We start from the raw sequence: 20986 nt of genomic DNA, 5'->3' as shown, positions 1-20986 counted from the left end.
TTGCGGATAAGTGGACGAAAGTTTTCGATTTGTTGCAGCGTTTCGTATAAAAAAACTGCCTAAATTTAACAACTCTTAAACTAAAACTAAAAACGCATGAGAAAACTAGCTGTTTTTTTGACATGTGCATTGCTCTTTGTAGCACAAGCATATGCTCAAACTGCACGAACAGTTACTGGAAAGGTAACTGATGACAAAGGTGCACCGTTGAGTGGTGTTACCGTTAGCGCTGTGGGTGCAAATAAAAATGCACTAACAGACAATGGTGGTAATTTTTCTATTCAAGTAACTGAGAAAGTAAGAACCCTTAGAATTAGCTATGTTGGGTTCGATTCCAAAGATGTAAACATCAATGGTCTTTCTTCTGTTTCTGTTGGCCTTAACCAAGAAGACAAGTCACTAAGTGAAGTGGTAGTAGTTGGTTATGGTACTCAAAAAAGAAAGGATCTTACTGGTAGTGTTGCCAGCGTAAAAGGAGAGGCATTGGCGAATAAACCAACACAAAGCTTTGAACAAGCTTTAGGTGGTAGAGCAGCTGGTGTACAAGTAGTTATTCCAAGTGGCGTATTGAATGCTCCTCCAGTTCTTAGAATTAGAGGTACCAACTCTATCTCATTGTCTTCTTATCCATTAATTGTAGTTGATGGAGTAGCAGTATTTACTGGGGATGGTAGTTCAACCAGTGCAGCTGGTAACGTATTGTCTTCTATCAATCCAAACGATATTGAAAGTGTAGACGTAGCAAAAGATGCTGCTGCTACTGCTATTTATGGTAGCCGTGCTGCTAATGGGGTGTTATTTATCACTACCAAAAAAGGAAAGCCTGGTCGTTCTAAAGTAACAGTAGATAGTTGGGTTGGTATTAGTAATCCTCAGCGTTTACAAAAAGTATTGGATGCACAACAATATACCGATTACAAAAACGAAGCGTTGCGTAATGCGGGTACTTTTAATGCTGCAACCAATGCATTTGCAACCACTTTAGGTGCCGATGGAAAAATCATCAATACCAATTGGGCAGATATTGTTTATCGTCAAGGTATTCAACACAGCAATACCATCAGTTTATCTGGTGCTAACGAGTCTACTAATTACTATTTCTCTGCAGGTTATACCGAACAGCAAGGTATAATTAAAAGAAACGATTTCAAGCGTTTGAGCTTATTGATGAATATTGACCACAAAGCGGGTAAGTTCTTTACTATGGGTGGTAAAATTCAATACACCAGCGATCAAAATACTGCTGCTACCAGCTCTGGTTCTTTAGGAGATGCATTTGCTACTGCAGGTATGGGTCGTGTGGCATTAATTACAGCTCCAAACGTAGGACCTTATTTAGCTAATGGTTCTTATAACCAAGCAAGTGGTTTAATTGGTGTTATGGGTAATAAGTTGGGCCAAGTTGGTTTCTATAACCCACAAATTGCATTAGATTTAAATAGATCTAACAGTTATGGTGAGCATTTCATTAGTAATGTGTATGCGCAGTTTAAACCAACCAATTGGTTAGCTATTAGAACTCAATACGGTTTAGATTATTTAATGGTAGACAACGATTTCTTCTCTCATCCATTATCAGGTGAAGGTTTCTCTACCACAGGTTCTGCAACTGCTATTTTTAATAAAAACAAGCGTTGGGTTTGGACCACTACCGCACAATTTGATAAAGTATTTGCTGAAAAACATACAGTGAGTGCATTGGTAGGTATTGAGCACCAAAAGTCTGATAACAATAGTTATGGCTTGAACCGTGTTACTGTTTCTGACCCTGCATTTACCAATATCCAAGGCGGTTGGGCTACACCAAATACATCTGGTTTAGGCATTGGCGAAAACTATTTATATTCAGAATTTGCTCGTGCACAATACAACTACAATAGAAAGTATTTTTTAACTGCGAATGTTCGTAGAGATGGAGCTTCTCAATTGGGTGCTAATAGCAAGTATGGTACATTCTGGGGTGTTTCTGCAAGCTGGGATGTGTTAACAGAGAAGTTTATACAGAATATGAAATTAGACCAGGTTTTCAGCAGCTTAAGATTGAGAGCCAGCTATGGTAAAGTGGGTAATATTGGTGGCTTAGGAAACTTTGCATCTTTATCTTCTTATAGTTCTGGTTTGTATGGTGGTTTTGCAACTGTTGCATACGGACAAGCCGGTAACCCTAATTTAACTTGGGAAACTAGTAAGAAAACAGACGTTGGTTTAAACTTTGGTTTATTCAATGATCGTTTAACAGCTGAAATTGGTTATTACAATAGTAACAACGATGGTTTATTGTTGTTTGTTCCACAACCTCCTTCTGCAGGTTTACCTTCTAATATTCCAACGAATATTGGTACTATGTACAATAGAGGATTTGAATTTGATATCAAATACAACGTGGTTCAGAAGAAAGACTTCTCATGGTCTACTTCTTTCAACTTATCAACCAACGACAACAAAGTATTGTCTCTTGCTCCTGGAATTAATAATATAGTGAGTGCAACTGGTGGATTGGAAAATCCAAGTATTACTTTACCTGGTTACCCAATTGGTATGTTATTTATTACTCGTTCAGCAGGTGTTGATCCAGCAACTGGTCGCAGAATTTTTATTAATAACCAAGGAAGACAAGTGTTTTTCCAACACGTTGCTCCTGCTGGTCAAGCAAGATTTATGTATGCTGATGGAACCACTGCTCCAACTGTAAGTAGTGCCGATGCAATTGTTTACAAGAATACCAATGCCAAAATTTTTGGTGGATGGGAGAACAATTTAAGATTCAAGAATTTTGAATTGAATGCATTGTTTACTTATCAAATGGGTAACTGGTTATATTATGGTACTCAAGCAGGTTTAAGAGATCAGCGTTTCTGGAATAATGAAGTAGGTGTTTTAAACAGATGGCAGAAACCTGGTGATGTTACAGAATTTCCAAAACCAGTTTTTGGAGACAACGTATCAAACGGATCAGCTTTCCCTCTTGATATCAACGTGTTCAAAGGCGACTTCATTAAGTTAAGAACTTTAACTGTTGGATATAATCTGCCTAAAACATTGTTGGACAAAGCAAAAATTTCTAATGCAAGATTCTATGTTTCTGGAAACAACTTGTTAATCATTACCAAGTATCCTGGTCCAGATCCTGAAGTTTCTTCAAACGGAAATGGAACTACCAACTTTGGTATAGACAGAAATACAGTAGCTAACCAACGTACTATTACTATTGGTTTAAATGTTGGATTCTAATTGTTAAACTATTAATTCAGAAAAATGAAAAAGAACCTTATATATGTTTTGATGGCTGCTGGGCTGGTTCAATTAAGCTCATGCGCCAAAGAAAATTTTGTGAATCCGGTTCCTACCAACGTAATATCTGATCTTACTGCATTTGACAGCAAAGACAGAATTGAAGGACAGGTTCGCTCAATTTATGCTTCTATTAAAAACGCCGGTATGTATGGCGGACGTTATATGATTTTTAATGATATCCGCGGAGGAGATTTCATGAACGACAGAACCAACGTAGTAACTGGTTTTGATGTTTGGAACTATACGCCTTCTAACAGTTCAACCAATTCTGTACAGAACCATTGGTCAAGAGCTTACTATGTAATCAACTTGTCTAACGTATTTTTAGATGGGATGGCTGCTAAAGGAACTGCTGTTGTTGGTGCAACTGTTTCTAACAATTACCAAGCAGAAGCTCGTTTATTAAGAGCAATGAGCTATTATTCTTTGTTGCAATTATATGCTCGTCCTTTTTGGGATGGTAATGGGTCTAAGCCAGGTGTTCCTTTGCGTTTAAAAGGAAATACTGGTTCTGATAATTATGCGCAAGCAAGAGCAACTGTTGCTGAAGTGTATACACAAATTTTAGCAGATTTAAATTTTGCTGAAACCAATTTGCCTACAGCTAATAGTTCTGCATTCAATAATACAACACGTGCACACAGAAACACAGCCATTGCATTAAAAACAAGGGTGTATATGAGTATGCGCAGGTATGCAGATGTAATTACTGAAGCAAATAAGATTGTAAGTGCTACTGCTCCGTTTACTGCTACATCGGGAGTAGCTCATGCTTTACAAGCAGATGTGACCAATGTATTTAAAACATACACCACTACAGAATCTATATTCTCTATGCCTTTTGCTTCTAATGAAGCACCAGGTGGACAAAATCAGTTGGGCTATTATTATGGACCTGCTGCTTTTAATGGTGGTAATGGTGAATACTCTTTATTGTCTACAGGTATTGTTTCTAATGTTGGTTGGAAAACAACCGATAAAAGAAGAACAATGGTGGGTGTATTTGGCGGTAAGAGCTACTTAACCAAATACAGCGTGCCATCTATATTTACAGACTATGCCCCAGTAATTCGTTATGCTGAAGTACTATTAAACTTAGCTGAAGCAAGAGTAAGATCAACTAGTACAGTTGATGCACAAGCCATTGCTTTATTAAATGCAATCAGAGGTCGTTCTGATGCTTCTACTGTATTTACTGCTGCTGACTTTGCTAATTCAGATGCCTTAGCCGATGCAATTCTTACAGAGAGAAGAATTGAATTTTTAGGGGAAGGATTAGCTGGAACAGACTTAACTCGTTTAGGTTTGCCTTTACCCGCTAAGCCCGGTGTTGCATCAATTGCACCAACTGCACAACAATATATCTGGCCTATTTCTTCAACTGAATTATTGTTGAATCCACTTTGTGTAGACAATTAATTTGATAAGAAATTAATTTTTCTAGAGGCCCCGATTAAAATCGGGGCCTCTTTTATTTGAAATATTCCCATTTTGAAGATGAATTATTAAAAATTACCCATTTTTATCGACGATTTTCTTAATAATTTATACAATATATTTAATTGTAATATATAAATAATGTTATTACGAATTAACTATAAATTAAAATTGAAATGGTTTCAATTTGACCGACTTTTTTTACCGTTCAAACATTTAATATGCCATAAAACATGGTATTTAGACATTCTTTAACTATTTTAGCCATCCAAAAACTTAAAAACTGAATCATGAGAAAACTAGTCACAGTATTCCTGTGTCTGTTGTTCAGTCTGTTTCAACTACAGGCTCAAAACAGAACTGTCACAGGAACCGTAACAGACGAGAGTGGAAAACCCGTGTCAGGGGCTTCTGTATTGGTGAAGGGTACCACTGCTGGTACACTAACTAAGGAAAATGGTACTTACTCTCTATCTGTTCCTTCAACCGCAACAATTTTAGTTATTTCTGGTCTTAACCTAGCCCCTAAAGAGGTTAAGATAGACAAGAACAATGTGGTGAACGTATCTCTTAGATCAACTGTAGAAAACCTTGATGAAGTGGTTGTAACCGGTTATGCTAGAGAGAAGAAAACCCAGTTTGCTGGTGCTGCTGCTGTATTAAGCGGTAAAGTAGTTGAAACTGTTCCTGTAGGTGCTTTTGACCAAGCTTTACAAGGTCGTGTTCCAGGTATGCTAGTTAACTCTGGCTCTGGTCAACCAGGTAGCTCTGCTCAAGTAACCATTCGTGGAGTTCAGTCAATTGCTGGTGCTGGTGCACAGCCTTTGTATGTTATTGATGGAGTTCCATTGCCTGCATTTGATATGCAGACGATTAACCCGAACGACTTCGAATCTATCACTGTATTAAAAGATGCAAACTCTGCAGCTTTATATGGTGCTAGAGGTGGTACAGGGGTTATTGTTATTACTACTAAAAAAGGTAAAGCTGGTCCTACCAACTTAACTTACAGAACGCAGTATGGTTTTACTCAAGCTCCTGATTTTACTAGAATGAACTTGATGGAAACTTCAGATATGTTTGCATATGAAGAGCGTCAGCGCTTTAATAATACGCCAGGATGGACTTATTCTCCAAGAAATCCAGCAATTCCTGCTGGTATGACTGCTGCAAGAAAACAATTCTTGTATGATAGCATTGGATCAATTAATTCTAATTGGGCTGATATCTTATATAGAACAGGTGTTTCTAAAACACATGAATTCAATTTGTCTGGCGGTAACGATAAAACAAGGTTCTTTATGTCTGCTGGGTTATTTGACCAACAAGGTATTGATCTTGGTTCTCAGTTAACTAGATATACTGTTCGTTTTAACTTAGAGCATACTGCAGATAAGTTAACTGTTCGTTTCAATAACCAAATAGGTTATTCAATCAGCAAATTTGCGGAAGGAGATTTCCAAGGTAATAGCCCAAGAAATCCTTTCCAAATGACTTACCGTGCTAAAACCTATGAGAACCCTTACAGAGCAGATGGTTCTATCATATTTGGTGCAAATACTTCTTTAGCATTAACTCAAGTAGGTAACTTATTGGAAGGTATTGCTAACACAAAAAATAGATTAAACCAAATCAAAGTAAATTCAGGTTTAACAGTTGCATATAAAATTTTGCCAAGTTTAACCGTACAAAATACTTTCGGTATTGACGTTTCAAACGATGACAATTCTCGTTATGTTAATCCTGGATCGTACATTGGTTCTCTACAACAGTTCCAAAGTGGATTGGCTCAAGAGGGTCACCGTTTAACTTCTCAAATCATCAATACCAGCAGCTTGGTATTTTCTAAGCGTATTGCGAATATTCATGAAGTAGAAGCTGGCGCTTATTTTGAAGTAGTTCGTGGATGGTCTAAGGGTATTGGTCTTACCTTATTTAACCTAGACCCACGCTTAACAGAAACTGGTCAAGGTGCAGGTGCATTACCAGTTGGTGCTGGTCAAACCACTTACCCTCAGAACTCATCTTCTGCGAAGTCTGGTTTTGGTATCCGCTCTTATTTTGCAACTGCTCGTTATACCTATGATGGTAAATACTCTATCAATGCAAACGTAAGACGTGATGGTACATCAAGAATTGTGAACCAAGCGAATCGTGAGATTACCACTTGGTCTGCAGGTTTTGTGTGGAATGCTTTGAAAGAGAACTTCATGGCTAACCAACGTATTTTTACCGATTTAAAAGTCCGTGCTAGTTATGGTATCGTTCCAAATATCGGATCTATTGCAACTGGTGGATATGGCGTTCCTTTGAATGGAGTGCCTAACTATCAAGGACCTCAGGTTCCTACTTTTGGAACTGCAGCTTATGCTGGATCAACTGTAGTAGGTTTAGTACCTAATAACCCAGGTAACCCAGATTTGAAAATTGAAAAAATTCAAAAGCTAAATATTGGAATTGATTTTGCTGTTTGGCAAAATCGCGCACGTTTCACTGTAGATGTTTACAATAATAGAACAGTAGATTTATTTGTTACTCAGCCACTTTCTGGAACTACTGGTTTCGGAAGCTTAAGTGTAAATGCTGGTATTATGACGAACAAGGGTGTGGAAGCAACTGTAAGTGTTGACGTAATCAAGAATAAAGATTTCGGATTCACTGTAGGCGCTAACCATTCTATGAACAAAAACAATATTGAAGATCTTGGATTGGTTAATGAATATTTCTTAGGAACATTTGTTATCAGAAAGGGTCTACCTTATGGTTCTCATTACACTGTTAACTACTTAGGTGCAGATCCTGCAACTGGTCGTCCAATGTACGAAGGTCCTACAGGAACAACTGTATATTCTGAGGCGCAAGCAGGCCGTTTTGCTAAGTTTGGAACTTATTTGCCAAAGCATCAGGGTGGTTTCAACTTTGATATCCGTTACAAGGCAATCACTGTTTCTGCATTATTTACTTATCAGTTTGATGTAGTACGTAGTAATAATACTCGCAACTGGATTACCAGAGGTACTCCTGGATACCATACCATTGTTAGAGCATCTAGAGAATTGATTGATGGTCAGTGGCAGAAACCAGGTGATGTTAAGCCTTTCCAGTCTTCTATTTATGACAGAGGATTTACTTCTTCAGATTTGGAAGATGCGAAGTTCTTACGTTTCAGAAACTTGACAGTAGCTTATCAGATTCCTCCTATCAAAACTGCTGGTGGAACAACCATCATCAAAGGAGCTCGTTTCTACGTTCAAGCACAGAACTTAGCTATCTGGAGCCCTTGGAGAGGTCTAGATCCTGAAGACAATAACAATATCAGTTTGAACGAATATCCTAACCCTAGGACTTTTGTAACAGGTATCGATATTAATTTCTAAAACCATTAATATCAATTTCAAACTTGAATACTAAAATGAAGCAAATGAAAAAAAATAAATTAGTCATCTTCTCTTTTTTGCTATTGTCTTTAGGGGCTTGTAAAAAAGTGATTGATGTAAAAGAAACTGATTTCATTGGTGGAGACATCGCTTTGAAAACAGTAGCAAATACAGAGCAAGGTATCATTGGTGCCTACTCTGCAATGAACGTTGAAATGGGTATTTTGTTAAACGCCGTTTTTTCTGATGAAGTAAAAGTGGCTGAGTTCTACAATGCTGCAACTGTTCACGAGTGGCAATACAGTTCTGCGGATATCAGTATCCGTGATAACTTTACTGCTTTTAACCTCTATTATAGAATCATCGACAGGGTAAATCGTGTATTAGTGGCATTGCCAAATGCTGTTGCTGCAAATGCTACAGAAGCTGCCTTAAAAGAAAGATTAAGAGGTGAAGCATTGTTTTTACGTGCATTTTGCCATTTTGAATTGTATAAATATTATAGCAATTCTTCTGTAGGTACTGATTTGGCTATGTCATATATGGAAACACCTTCACTTGCTCCAACTGCAAGAATTCAGGTGACTCCTTATTTTACAAAGTTAAAAGCTGATTTAGTTGCTGCCAAGCCACTATTGCCAACTGCTTTAACTGATATTTATAGAGCTACTCGTCCTGCAGCTTCGGCTTTGCAAGCTAGAGTTGCTTTGTATTTAAAAGAATATGCAGATGCAATTACCTTCAGCACTGAGTATATCAATTCTTTACCTTTATCTCCAATGAACCAGTTCGGAGGAATTTGGACCGATGCAAATAGAAATGAGCAAGCCTTTAAATTAAGCCGTACCGCTTCTTTAGGTGGTCGTATTGGTTCACTTTGGAGAGGTACTTCTGCTAATGCTGCCAATATTGGTACAGTAACTTGGAGACCCTCTGATAAGCTATACGATTCATATGATAAAGTAAACGACGTTCGATTTGCAGCTTATATTAAAGATGAAATTCTATTAACTAATGCTGGTCGCCCAGGTAGAATTATCAATAAATATGCAGGTACTCCTTACGGAACACCTACTGAAAATGTAGCAGATGCTAAAGTTTTCAGAACAGGTGAAATGTACTTGATTCGTGCTGAAGCACATGCTGAAGCAGGTAATCTAGTAGGTGCTGCTAATGACTTGAATGCTTTACGTACTGCAAGAATCACTGGTTATACCAATGTAACATTGGCAACCAAGGATGCTGCTATTACTGCTATCATGGAAGAACGCTTTAAAGAATTGCCTTATGAAGGACATCGTTTCTGGGATCTAAAAAGAAGAAATTTACCTGTAGCACGTTTGTTAAGTGATGCGCCTAGTGCCGCATCCCAAAACTTAGCTGCTGGTAGTTTCCGTTTCTTATTACCTATTCCAAATGCGGAAATTCAAGCAAACCCTGTAATTCAACAGAATCCAGGTTATACCAACTAATCTATTATAAATAGATTTTGTAGTCAACTTCTATTAGGACGAGACATAAATAAAATAGGCCCCGATATTTATCGGGGCCTATTTGTTTGTAGTAACTCGGTAAAAAAATAACCAATTACTTTATAGTAATACTACTGCTATCTGCTCATTATTTTAAGAGCTCTTCTAATGTTTTAAATAATTGATTACCTCTTAAATCAGATGCAATGATTTTGCCTTCTGGGCTAATTAAAACATTAAATGGAATGGCATTGAATTGATAAATATTGGGCATTTCACTTTCCCATTGCTTTAAATCACTTACATGTTTCCAGTTTAATTTATCCATTTTAATGGCGTCTAACCAAGCCTGTTGATCGTTGTCTAATGATACCCCAAGAATGGTAAAGTTTTTATTTTTAAATTGATTATAAGCAGCTACCACATTCGGATTTTCTTTTCTGCAAGGACCACACCAACTTGCCCAAAAATCAACCAGTACATATTTGCCTTTTAAGCTGCTTAGTGTAAATGGTTTCCCATCTAAATCGGGTAAATTAATTTCGGGTGCATCTTTTCCTAATAACGCATAAGCAGGAGGCGCAGCAGGCTGTTGTTTAGCAGATGCATTAATTAGCTCTTTTATTTTATTTAATCCAGTATGCTCTTTGTATTTCTCAGCTGATTCATTTACCAATGCTTTTAGTTCATCTGGTGTCATGGTTCTTGAAGCCATACCCAATGCATAATACCTTGCTGCAGGGCTTTCACTTTCTTTAATAAAATTACGAACCATGGTATTCATTTCTTTTACCTTGGCATCTCTGTTTCCTTGAATCACTTTTAATAAGCTATCCGATTTGGGTTGAGCTTGTAAAGAGTCAATTTCCATGAATACCGCGTACAATGCAGAATCTTTTTTTCTATAGTCTTCAAATAGCGTGTGCATAGCCATAGAAGCTGGAGAGTTCTTCACTTCATATACTCTGTATCGAGTAACATCTAAATCCACTTCAATTTCATCGTTGTCGTTTACGATTAATACATCTGGTCCATTCTCTAAAACCAATCTGTACAATCCTTCTTCTTTTGCAATACCCTTTAAACTAAATTTTCCGTCGGCTTTCAAGCTAATGGAATCTAAAATAATTGGCTGTTCACCTCCGTAGGGTAATTCTTGCAAATACACTTTAGGGGCAATCGCATTTTTGATTGTTCCTTTAACGGTAAATGCTCCGTACTTTTTTTTCTGATCACAAGCGCCAAAGAACAGCGTTGTGCCCAGCAATAAAAAAATCGTTTTTTTCATAGGTATATTTTAAGCGTTTAATTTTTGTTCTAATAATTCAGTAACTATTTTGGGATCGGCTTTACCCTTGCTTCTTTTTTTTACTTCTCCTACAAATAATCCTATCAATCCCTTCTTGCCTTTTTGGTATTCCTTTACTTTATCGGGCATTGCTTCAATTGTTGCATTAACCCATAGTTCTAATTCATTGCTATCGCTAACTTGCAACAGGTTTAATGATTCAGCTAATGCTAATGGTGCAGAAGTAGTATGCAATATTGCGGGTAATAATTTGGAAGCTGCAGTTGAAAAATTAATCTTTCCTCCCTCAATTAATTCAATCAGCTCTGCTAATTGTTGTACGGTTAATCCGAGCTCTAGGATATTTTTTTGGGACTCATTCATCAATTGCTTAATAGGGCCTAATATCCAATTTGCAACCATTTTATAATGATTGGTGAATTGTATGGCCTGTTCAAAAAAATCGGCAATGGATTTTTCTTCGCAAAGCTGGCTAGCGTCGTATGCGCTTAACTGATAAGATGCTTGATAATGCTGTATTAATTGATATGGTAAGCCCGGTAATTGTTCTTTTATCAATTTAATACCTTCTGTCGTTAAATGTATCGCTGGTAAATCTGGATCGGGGAAGTAACGATAGTCATTCGCTTCTTCCTTATCTCTAATAGCAAAAGTGGTATCGTTGTCTGCATTAAAACTTCGGGTTTGTTGTTGAATACTGTTCCCTTTTTCTAATTCCGTTATGATTCTGTTGTTTTCGAATTCTATTGCCTTTTTTACATTTCGAATGGAGTTCAAATTTTTTACTTCTACTTTAGTACCCAATTGTTCAGCGCCTCTGAGCCGTACAGAAATATTTGCATCGCATCTTAAACTTCCTTCTTCCATATTCCCATCACAAATGCCAATCCAGCGAACCAATTTTCTTATTTCGGTTACATATTGCCAAGCTTCCTCCGCAGAAAACAAATCTGGTTCAGTTACAATTTCAATTAAGGGTGTACCTGCTCTATTTAAGTCAATACAAGTATTATCTGGGTCCAAATCGTGAATGCTTTTACCCGCGTCTTCTTCTAGGTGAATCCGATTTAATTGGACTGCTCTTTCTCCCTCATTGGTTTTGATGGTTATAAAACCACCGATACAAATTGGGTGTGTATGTTGTGATATTTGGTATCCTTTTGGAAGATCTGGATAGAAATAATTTTTCCTAGCAAAAAAAGAGTGTTCTGCAATGGTGCAATTGCATGCCAATCCCATTTTGATGGCATATTCTACGGCTTTTTGATTCAGCTTAGGTAAGCTACCAGGATGCGCTAGTGCAATTGGACTAACCTGTGTATTGGGGGCATTACCGAAGGCAATACTATCTCCACTAAATAGTTTGCTATTTGTTGAAAGTTGTGCATGCACTTCAAGACCTATGACGGCCTGGTATTTTTGGGATAAGTCCATTATACAAGCCTGCTTATTTGTTGAATCAGTTCGGGCAAATTTGAAGCATCTTGCCCACCTGCTGTGGCCAATGTTTTTTGACCTCCACCTCCCCCTTTAATTAAAGGAGTAGCATATTCTTTAATAAGTTTAGGGGCTTCCAATCCTTTTTCATTCACCATGCTATCACTCAACATGATACATACCGCAGCTTTGCCAGCAATATTGGCACATAGAATAACTAAGTAATGATTGCCTAATCCTGTTTTTAAATCGAAGCAAAGTTTTTTTAATTGATCAGCACTATTCACTTCAACAACTTGACCAATCAATTTTCCTTCCTCATTACCAATAGAAAATGCACTTGTTTTTTGTAACAAGGAATTGCTGATTTGTTGAAGCTGTTTGCTTTCAAGACTCTCCAATCTTTTCTCCGTCTCCTGTTTTTCTTGGATTAATTTTTCAATCGCTTTAATGGGGTCTTGTGTTTTTAATAAACCTGCAACAGTTCTAAGTTCATTGAATTGCTTGTTTAAAAAGTTGAATGCATTGCTGCCTGTTAATGCTTCCATTCTTCTTACTCCTGCAGCAACAGCAGATTCCGCTGTTATTTTGAGTAAGCCAATCATGCCCGTGTGCATCACATGGGTACCTCCACACAATTCAACAGAGTAATTTGGATCGGCTACAACAACCCTAACTGTATTCCCATATTTTTCTCCAAATAATGCCATTGCACCTAATTTAAGCGCTTCTTCTTTTGGCATTTCTGTAATAACTACTGGTATATTTTGTCTAATTTTTTCGTTTACAATATTTTCTACCTCTGTAATTTCGGCTTCTGTTAAACGAGCAAAATGAGAAAAGTCAAATCGAAGACTTTCTTCGTTTACCAAGGAACCCTTTTGTGCAACATGGGTTCCTAATACTTTACGTAATGCTGCATGAAGCAAGTGCGTGGCAGTATGGTTATAGCAAGTAAACAGTCTTTTTTCAGTATCCACTATTGCAGTAAATGTTTTTACTATTTCAGCAGGTAATTGATTTACAAAATGAACAATCAGGTCATTCTCTTTTTTGGTATCTGTTACAGCAATTTTTTCACTACCAAAATCTAACCAGCCTGTATCGCCAACCTGTCCACCACTTTCAGCATAAAATGGAGTGGTATTTAATACCAATTGAAATTGCGTTTTCCCTTTAGCGCTGATTTTTCTGTATTTGGTAATATTACTTTGGGTGGTTAATTGGTTGTAACCAACAAATCCCTCTCCTTTATTTTCTGAAACAATTACCCAATCTTCTGTATCTAATGTTGCGGCTGCTCTACTTCTGCTTTTTTGCTGCTGCATTTCTTTTTCAAATCCTGCTTCATCAATGGTTCTATTGTTTTCTGAAGCAATCAGTCGAGTAAGATCTATTGGGAAACCAAAAGTGTCAAAGAGTTCAAAAGCTGCTTTGCCATCAATTAGATCGGTACTGTTTTTAATCATATCATCCATTCTTTTTAAACCCTTGTCTAAGGTTTTTAAGAATGCATCTTCTTCTTCTTTTACAACTTTGTTTACAAAGTCCAATTGTTGCTGCAATTCAGGGAATACTTTTTCAAATTGTTTTGCCAACACCGGCATCAATTGAAACAATAAAGGCTGCTTGTAATTCAAGTAAGAATAATAGTACCTGACAGCTCTTCTTAAAATTCTTCTTATTACATAACCGGCACCTGTATTAGATGGCAATTGACCATCGGCAATGGTGAATCCAATTGCACGTATATGGTCTGCAATTACCCTAAACGCAATGGCTTCCTTTGAATCGGAGCGATCGTATTGATTACCCGTTATTTTTTCTATTGCTTCAAAAGTACCTGTAAATACATCTGTATCATAGTTGCTTTGTTTTCCTTGAATAACCCTCACCAATCTTTCAAATCCCATTCCTGTATCTACATGTTTGGAAGGCAATTCAACCAAAGAACCATCTTTTAAACGATTGTATTGAATAAATACATTGTTCCAGATTTCGATGACTTGTGGGTGGTCTTTGTTTACCAATTGACTGCCAGGCAATTTTGCACGTTCTTCATCTGAGCGGCAATCCACATGTATTTCAGAGCAGGGGCCACATGGTCCGGTGTCTCCCATCTCCCAGAAATTGTCTTTTTTATTACCGTATATGATATGATCTTCAGCTACTAGTTTTTTCCATTCTTGTAAGGCAATCGTAGATGCAGGTATGCCCTCAGCGGGGTCGCCTTCAAATACAGATACATACAATCGGTCTTTGGGTAGCTTGTAAATTTCAGTTAGGAGTTCCCAGCTCCAAGCAATGGCTTCTGCTTTAAAATAATCCCCGAAACTCCAGTTTCCCAACATTTCAAACATAGTATGGTGGTAGGTATCTACTCCAACTTCTTCTAAGTCGTTGTGTTTACCACTTACGCGCAAACATTTTTGGGTATCTGCAATTCTTTGGCTTATAGGCACACTATTTCCTAGAAAATAATCTTTGAACTGATTCATTCCAGCATTAGTGAATAATAGGGTTGGATCGTTTTTTACTACAATAGGAGCAGATGGAACGATTTGGTGCTTTTTGGAAGCAAAAAAATCTAAGAATTGTTGGCGAATTTCGGCACTCGTCATGATGAATTACTTTTTATATGCCATTAAGGCTGTAGAAACTATATTTGTTGTTATTTAAAGGGGCAAAGGTACGGATTTAAGGGGCTGAAAACCGATCATGAAAAAGGTAAAATACTTCTATAATACACATAATATGCGCTTCGAGAAGCTGACTACCCCCCTTAGGGTTAGGTTGCTTCAGGTATTAGGGTATATAGCAGCTTCTATTGTTACTGGAATCCTCATTTTTGCCATCACATTCCGTTATATAGATTCACCCAAAGAGAAGTTGCTTCGTCAACAGAACGACGATCTAAAGCAGAATTATAAGGTAATGGAAGAACGAATTAAACAGTTGCAGCTTCAAATGGACGAAATTGCCAACAGAGATAATTACGTTTACAGATCCATTTTTGAATCGAACCCAATACCCGATAGTGCCAGGGTTAAGGAAATGGAAAAGAAAAAAGAAGTACAATTGGTGCAAAGTATGGGCGAAACTGAATTGGTAAACAGTATGGCGGCTCAACTAAATAATCTTAGTTTAAGAATGGCTTATCAAGGCAAGTCATTTAATGCCATTGATAATATGGTGAAGAACAAAGCCAAGTTATTAGCAGCAATCCCTTCTATACAACCTATTAGCAATAGAAATTTAAATAGGGTCTCTTCTGGTTTTGGTTATAGAATTGACCCGGTTTACAAAGACAGAAGGTTGCATCCAGGCTTAGATTTTACTGCCCCAGTTGGAACCCCTATTTATGCAGCAGCCGATGGGGTGGTAAAAGATGCTGGATTTAATACGGGCGGGTATGGTAATAGGGTTGTGGTAAACCATGGGTTTGGATACGAAACCTTGTATGCCCATATGGTTCGCATTAAAGCCAGGGTAGGCACAAAAGTAAAAAGAGGGGAAGTTGTTGGTTATGTTGGTAGTACCGGAAAAAGTACAGGGCCACATTTACATTATGAAGTTCATAAGAATGGTACACAACTGGACCCGATTTACTTCTTTTATAACGACTTAACCCCAGCTCAATTTGACCGTATTCTTAAATTAGCTGCTGCTAGCAACCAAAGCTTTGATTAACCCTGCAACAAAAAAGCCAATTACTTGTAATAAGTAAAAATTGTACTGTGGAACCAGGTGTACGAGAATACCTTTTACGAATTGTAAATACCCTTTCTATAGGGTTGTTTTGGTTAGCAATTAATTCTACTGCTGGAATAATGTACGACCATGCCTTTTTTCATGGATCCATTACAATGGGAAATATTATTTTTTATTGCTGGTTTGTCAGCAGTTTTATCTTGTTCTTGCGTTGGCAAATTAAACTTTGGAGTAAGCCCATTGATTTTGACCAATAGCCTACTTTTCTTTTGTATCAAGTATTACAGGGGTGTTTCCTTTCCCCAAAACAATTACTTTGGAATTGGGCGAAGTAACCAACGCCTTCATTACTTGAATTTGTTCGTATTGTAATTGTTTATCGCCTAAACCAGAACTGATAATTTGCTGGTAGTCTGCAATACCTCTTGCTTCCACTCTTTTTCTCTCTGCTTCTTGTTTTTCCTTTTGCAAAACAAATTCCATTTTTTGAGCGTCTTGTTCCGCTTTAATTTTTTCTTCAATAGAGGTTTTTACGTTTGTGGGTAATGTGATATTTCTCACTAATAGTTGCTCTAATATCAATCCTCTTTTCTTAAAGTCTTCATCAATCGATTTATAGATTCTATTTTGAAATAAATCTCTTTTTAAAGAGTATAAGTCAATGGCTGTATAATAAACAGCATTATCCCTGATTTTTGTTCTAGTAAGTGGACGAACGATTTTATCTCTAAAATCGAGCCCTGTTTCTCTAATTAATCTGGGGGCTTCACTAGCTGTAACCCTATAGAGTACGGTTAAATCAATTACCACTTCTAATCCATCAGCAGTTAATACCCTTATTGCATCATCTCCTGATTGTTCTCCTTCGTCATTTACTCCACTCATGGTATAGTTCTGCGTTTTAATGTCTACCTCCCTTACTTCAACCAATGGGTTAACAATGTTTAAACCGCTGTATAAAATAGTGTTAGAGATTTTTCCAAATAAACTCTGTACCCCAATTTGGCCGGCATCAATTTGTTTAATGCAGGAAGTGAATACGCCAATCAATGCAATAGCAATACCAGCAATTCTTACACCTTTTGCTAGTTTAATAAATTCTTCTCTCTCTTTATTCATAAAGCCTGCGGCAACCAAAAGAATGATGCCTAGAATAATTAAAATCATATAGGAAATTTTATAATAAATACAAGGTAAGCTCTTTTATTCATACGGTCCTAACTACTATGATCTACTATGATAACCCAAGAACCATTTATTTTTTTGAACAACAATGTGTAATGTCCACTTATATTCCCCGCATTTCTGGTTAACTCCCATTTTCCTAAAACCATCCAAAGTTGTTTAGATAAAGGCTTCACCTCTAATAAAGTAAAATTTAATTGACCCATGTAATCTTTGTTGGGGTAGTTCTTTTTGTAGTTATTGAGCGTATTGGTAAAACCGTAAGTAGGCCCGTTTTTTCCAACAAAAAGTAAGCTATCGTTGTTCCAATACCCTTTCATAAAAGCATCAATATCTCCTTTGTTCCAAGCTGAAGTTTGCTCTTGCAAGATTTTTCTGATTTGTTTTTCTGGCCCAGCTTGTCCAAAGCTTGAACTGATTCCAATGACAGTTAGTAATAATGTACAAAGGAGTTGCTTTTTCATATTAGTTACAGTTAGTGTTTCTTAAAATTAGTTAACTTTCTCGAATGGAATATATTCATCATTTACAGAAGGATAAAAAATTGGCTTCCATCTTAACGCAGGAGCCTTTTGTATTAAAGCGAAGAAAGAATATACCCATTCGTTTAATGGCCAGTATTATGAGCCAGCAATTAAGTACCAAAGTAGCAGCTGTCATATTTAAACGATTTCTAGCTTTATATAATGGTAAAGAACCCAAAGTGGAGGAAGTTTTGGAAACACCCAATGAAGTACTTAGGTCTATCGGTTTAAGTAATGCTAAAGTTGGGTATGTAAAAAATGTTGCCTTATTCTGTATTGAACATGGCATTACAGATCGTATGCTTTCTACTATGAGTAATGAAGCCATTATTCAATTATTGGTTCAAATAAAAGGAGTAGGCCAATGGACGGTTGAAATGTTGTTGATGTTTAGTTTAGGGCGTGAAGATGTATTTGCAGTAGACGATTTAGGTATTCAACAAGCCATGTGCAAGTTGTACAAAATAGATGCATCTCATAAGAAAACCATGCAGCATAAAATGTTAAAGCAGGCAGAAAAATGGACGCCTTATAGAACCTATGCTTGTTTGCATTTGTGGAATTGGAAAGACAGTTAATTATGCTGAATTTCTTGCAGCATTAATGATTCCAAACATAGAGCGGGTGATCAATTTTTCATAATTAATCTTAAGGTCCTCTGTAATTTGTTCATTCTTTAATTGATGCAATGCATATTGCTGGATAGTTAAAAGCGGTAATACTATTTTGTCTCTCATTAAAATAGAGGCCCTTCCTGGTTCATCATTGTCCATTAATACTTTATTGCCAGATAATTCTAATACGAGTGAATGCGTTAAATCGTATTCTGCTTTAATTAAATTCCAAACAGGGCCAAATACTGGGTCGTCTTGAATATGAGCCGTTAAAGGAAAGAAAGATTTGAGCATGCTCATCATACTATTATCAATCAAGGTTCTGAAAAATGCCACTTCAGTAAATAAAGATTTTACTTCTTCCCATCTCCCCGCATTTTTTAATTGTTGCAATGCAGAACCAACCCCAAAATATCCTGGAACATTTTGTTTTAGTTGACTCCAACTGCCTACAAATGGGATTGCCCTTAAATCTTCAAAAACCAATTTATCTGAATTTCCTCTTTTGCCGGGCCTGCTTCCAATATTAGTTTTGTTGTAATAATTCAAAGGGCTAAACTGCTGCATATATGGAAGAAACTGTGGATTTTTTTTGAATGATTGATAAACCTGGTGGCTTATACCTCCCAACTCTTCCAATAAGTTTCTATGTGTTCGGCTTAGTTCAATTCTATTTTCAGCAAATACCGTATTGCTGATTCCCGCACTTAATAATTGCTCTAAATTGTATTGTGCAGATTTAAGTGTGCCAAAATTGGAAGTAATGGTTTGCCCTTGAATGGTTAATTGAATCTCCTCGTTCTCGATATTATTCCCCAACGAAGCATAAAATTTATTGGTTTTTCCACCACCTCTAGAAGGTGGACCGCCTCGTCCATCAAAAAACTTTACTTTAATACCATGTTGTCTAGAGATTGCAGTTAATTTTTCTTTTGCTGTATAAATACTCCAATTGGCTTGTAAATAACCCCCATCCTTAGTTCCGTCGCTAAATCCTAACATGATTGTTTGTGATTGAGCACGTGCTTGCAAATGTTTATTATAAATAGGCAATTGATAAAGCCACTGCATTATTTTTTCTGCTTCTTTTAAGTCGTCTATAGTTTCAAATAATGGAACAATGTCTACCGAAAGTTGCTGTGTATTCCATCCGCATAATTTAAAGAGGGTAAATACCTCAATCATATTTAATGCCGACTGGCAGTTACTAATAATATAGCGATGACAGCCTTGTTCCCCATTTATTTGTTGAATACTATTGATGGCAAAAATACTTTCTACTGTGTCTTTAGCTATTTCAGTGGAAGTATCATTTATGTCAATCACTTGATCAATTTTTAACAAGCAATTCATTTTTTCTTCCTGGCTTAATGAATCATAATCATTGGGCAAAATGCCCCCTTTATTTTTTTGTTTGAGTGTGGTATCAATATTATTGATGACTGCGGTATGAATTCGACTGTCTTGTCTTATATCAATAGCCGCAAACCAAGTTCCAAAAATTTTTACTTTATTGATTAAACTGTTTACCCGATTAATGTATAAGGAATGATGATTGGCAATCATCAAATCTTTAATTTCTTGTAATTTTTCTAATAGTTCTTTCTGGTGAATCCTTCTGCTTTCTTCAGGCCTAAACACATTTTCATACAACTGTGATTCTAATTTATTTACCAATATATCTACTCCAGAAAAAGTTAGTCTTCTTTTTAATTTTCTAATATCTCTATAATAGCAAACCACAATTGCGCTTCTCAATGATTCTGCAATTTTAAGTGTAGTTGCAGCTTTTACAAATGGATTCCCATCTCTATCACCCCCCGGCCAAAATCCAAGTTCAATAAATGGATTATGATTTTCGTCTTCTAATATTTCATTACTGATAAAATTGTAAATATTTCCAATGGACTGATACAAAATATTTTCTAGGTACCACATTAAGTTAACTGCTTCATCTAATGGGGTAGGTTGTTTCTTATTAAAAAATGGGGTAATACCCAATTGTTGAATATAGAGGTTGATGGTTTCAAAATCATTTTTTGCAATGGCTTCACCCAAATCATGAATGATACCCAAAACACTGCCTGGATAAAACTGGGTTGGATGGGCCGTTAGTACTACCCTTACTTTAAAATGGCGCAGCTTTTCTTTTAATAATGGAAGTTTACCTTTAAAGTAAGCTTCATTGTACAATGCTTTTATGCTACCACTGCCATTTAATTGGTGAACTGAATCAAAAGCAGCATCTTCAATTGCATCAAATAGAACCACCTGTCTTTCTATATATTGTACAAATTTGAACAATCGGTCTATCTGTTCTGCCTCATTGCTTACCTGTGCCTGCCTATTAAAAAAATCTTCAATAATCTCTTTTGGGTTTTTACCAGTTTGATATCCATCAATACAAGATTGTAATAATATGGGTAGTAAAGCGCCCACGTTGGCGATTCCTGAGAAGGGGAGGGCCGCAAAAAGGCTATTGTAAATAGTGTATTTGTCGGCAACGTTTTGCCTGAAAGCCAGTATGGGTTTATTTAAATACATAGTAGATACCAATGAATATACAAATTTTTTTGCCCCATTAAACCTTTCATCTACTATTTTATCTAACTTAAAAGACAATCGA

General features: G+C 36.7%; 13 protein-coding genes. 7 read left to right on the top strand and 6 right to left on the bottom strand.

The features are described from left to right. Positions 1 to 96: 96 nt before the first annotated feature. The 4 genes from Q8S25_RS06315 to Q8S25_RS06300 all read left to right on the top strand — a co-directional run bounded on the left by Q8S25_RS06315 (position 97) and on the right by Q8S25_RS06300 (position 9580). Entirely contained in the window at positions 97 to 3231 is a 3135-nt protein-coding gene (locus tag Q8S25_RS06315; protein WP_305535904.1) for a SusC/RagA family TonB-linked outer membrane protein, read from the top strand. 24 nt (positions 3232 to 3255) lie between these two features. Next, the gene (locus Q8S25_RS06310; RefSeq protein ID WP_305535902.1) at positions 3256 to 4713 is read left to right on the top strand and encodes a RagB/SusD family nutrient uptake outer membrane protein; all 1458 of its coding nucleotides are present in this window, start codon (positions 3256 to 3258) and stop codon (positions 4711 to 4713) included. Positions 4714 to 5021: 308 nt separating this feature from the next. After that, positions 5022 to 8108: a SusC/RagA family TonB-linked outer membrane protein gene (locus tag Q8S25_RS06305; protein WP_305535900.1), complete on the top strand. Its 3087-nt coding sequence runs from the start codon at positions 5022 to 5024 to the stop codon at positions 8106 to 8108. 44 nt (positions 8109 to 8152) lie between these two features. Continuing rightward, positions 8153 to 9580: a RagB/SusD family nutrient uptake outer membrane protein gene (locus Q8S25_RS06300; protein WP_305535898.1), complete on the top strand. Its 1428-nt coding sequence runs from the start codon at positions 8153 to 8155 to the stop codon at positions 9578 to 9580. 148 nt (positions 9581 to 9728) lie between these two features. On the opposite strand, the gene Q8S25_RS06295 is transcribed toward Q8S25_RS06300, so the two are convergent. From Q8S25_RS06295 to alaS, 3 genes are read right to left on the bottom strand one after another with little or no spacing between them, the layout of a single operon-like run. Continuing rightward, entirely contained in the window at positions 9729 to 10868 is a 1140-nt protein-coding gene (locus Q8S25_RS06295; RefSeq protein WP_305535896.1) for a TlpA disulfide reductase family protein, read from the bottom strand. Between the two features lie 9 nt (positions 10869 to 10877). After that, the gene (gene gatB, locus Q8S25_RS06290; RefSeq protein WP_305535894.1) at positions 10878 to 12323 is read right to left on the bottom strand and encodes an Asp-tRNA(Asn)/Glu-tRNA(Gln) amidotransferase subunit GatB; all 1446 of its coding nucleotides are present in this window, start codon (positions 12321 to 12323) and stop codon (positions 10878 to 10880) included. Next, a complete protein-coding gene (gene alaS, locus Q8S25_RS06285) occupies positions 12323 to 14947 on the bottom strand; it encodes an alanine--tRNA ligase (protein WP_305535892.1) in 2625 nt (874 codons plus the stop codon). Before alaS ends, gatB begins: the two co-directional genes overlap by 1 nt. A 97-nt stretch (positions 14948 to 15044) precedes the next feature. On the opposite strand from alaS, the gene Q8S25_RS06280 reads away from it, so the two are divergent. Continuing rightward, the gene (locus tag Q8S25_RS06280) at positions 15045 to 16016 is read left to right on the top strand and encodes a M23 family metallopeptidase (RefSeq protein ID WP_305535890.1); all 972 of its coding nucleotides are present in this window, start codon (positions 15045 to 15047) and stop codon (positions 16014 to 16016) included. A 47-nt stretch (positions 16017 to 16063) separates the two neighbouring features. Beyond that, positions 16064 to 16294, top strand: a complete 231-nt coding sequence (locus Q8S25_RS06275) for a hypothetical protein (protein ID WP_305535888.1) — start codon at positions 16064 to 16066, stop codon at positions 16292 to 16294. A gap of 1 nt (position 16295) precedes the next feature. On the opposite strand, the gene Q8S25_RS06270 is transcribed toward Q8S25_RS06275, so the two are convergent. Further along, positions 16296 to 17204 (bottom strand): prohibitin family protein, encoded by a 909-nt coding sequence (locus tag Q8S25_RS06270; RefSeq protein WP_305535886.1) that lies wholly within the window; start codon positions 17202 to 17204, stop codon positions 16296 to 16298. 50 nt (positions 17205 to 17254) lie between these two features. Next, a complete protein-coding gene (locus tag Q8S25_RS06265; RefSeq protein WP_305535884.1) occupies positions 17255 to 17686 on the bottom strand; it encodes a nuclear transport factor 2 family protein in 432 nt (143 codons plus the stop codon). A gap of 44 nt (positions 17687 to 17730) precedes the next feature. Between Q8S25_RS06265 and Q8S25_RS06260 the strand changes: the two genes are divergently transcribed. After that, positions 17731 to 18324 carry a DNA-3-methyladenine glycosylase gene (locus Q8S25_RS06260; RefSeq protein WP_305535882.1) on the top strand — a complete coding sequence of 198 codons (594 nt, stop codon included), beginning with the start codon at positions 17731 to 17733 and terminating at the stop codon, positions 18322 to 18324. Here the strand turns inward: Q8S25_RS06260 and Q8S25_RS06255 are convergent, their stop codons facing one another. After that, the gene (locus tag Q8S25_RS06255; protein ID WP_305535880.1) at positions 18325 to 20982 is read right to left on the bottom strand and encodes a phosphoenolpyruvate carboxylase; all 2658 of its coding nucleotides are present in this window, start codon (positions 20980 to 20982) and stop codon (positions 18325 to 18327) included. Positions 20983 to 20986 lie beyond the last annotated feature (4 nt).

Origin of the sequence: Sediminibacterium sp. (assembly GCF_030695065.1) — a bacterium.
GTDB lineage: Bacteria > Bacteroidota > Bacteroidia > Chitinophagales > Chitinophagaceae > Sediminibacterium.
Note: the sequence above shows the minus strand (reverse complement) of the source record. Positions and strands in the feature narration are given on the sequence as shown.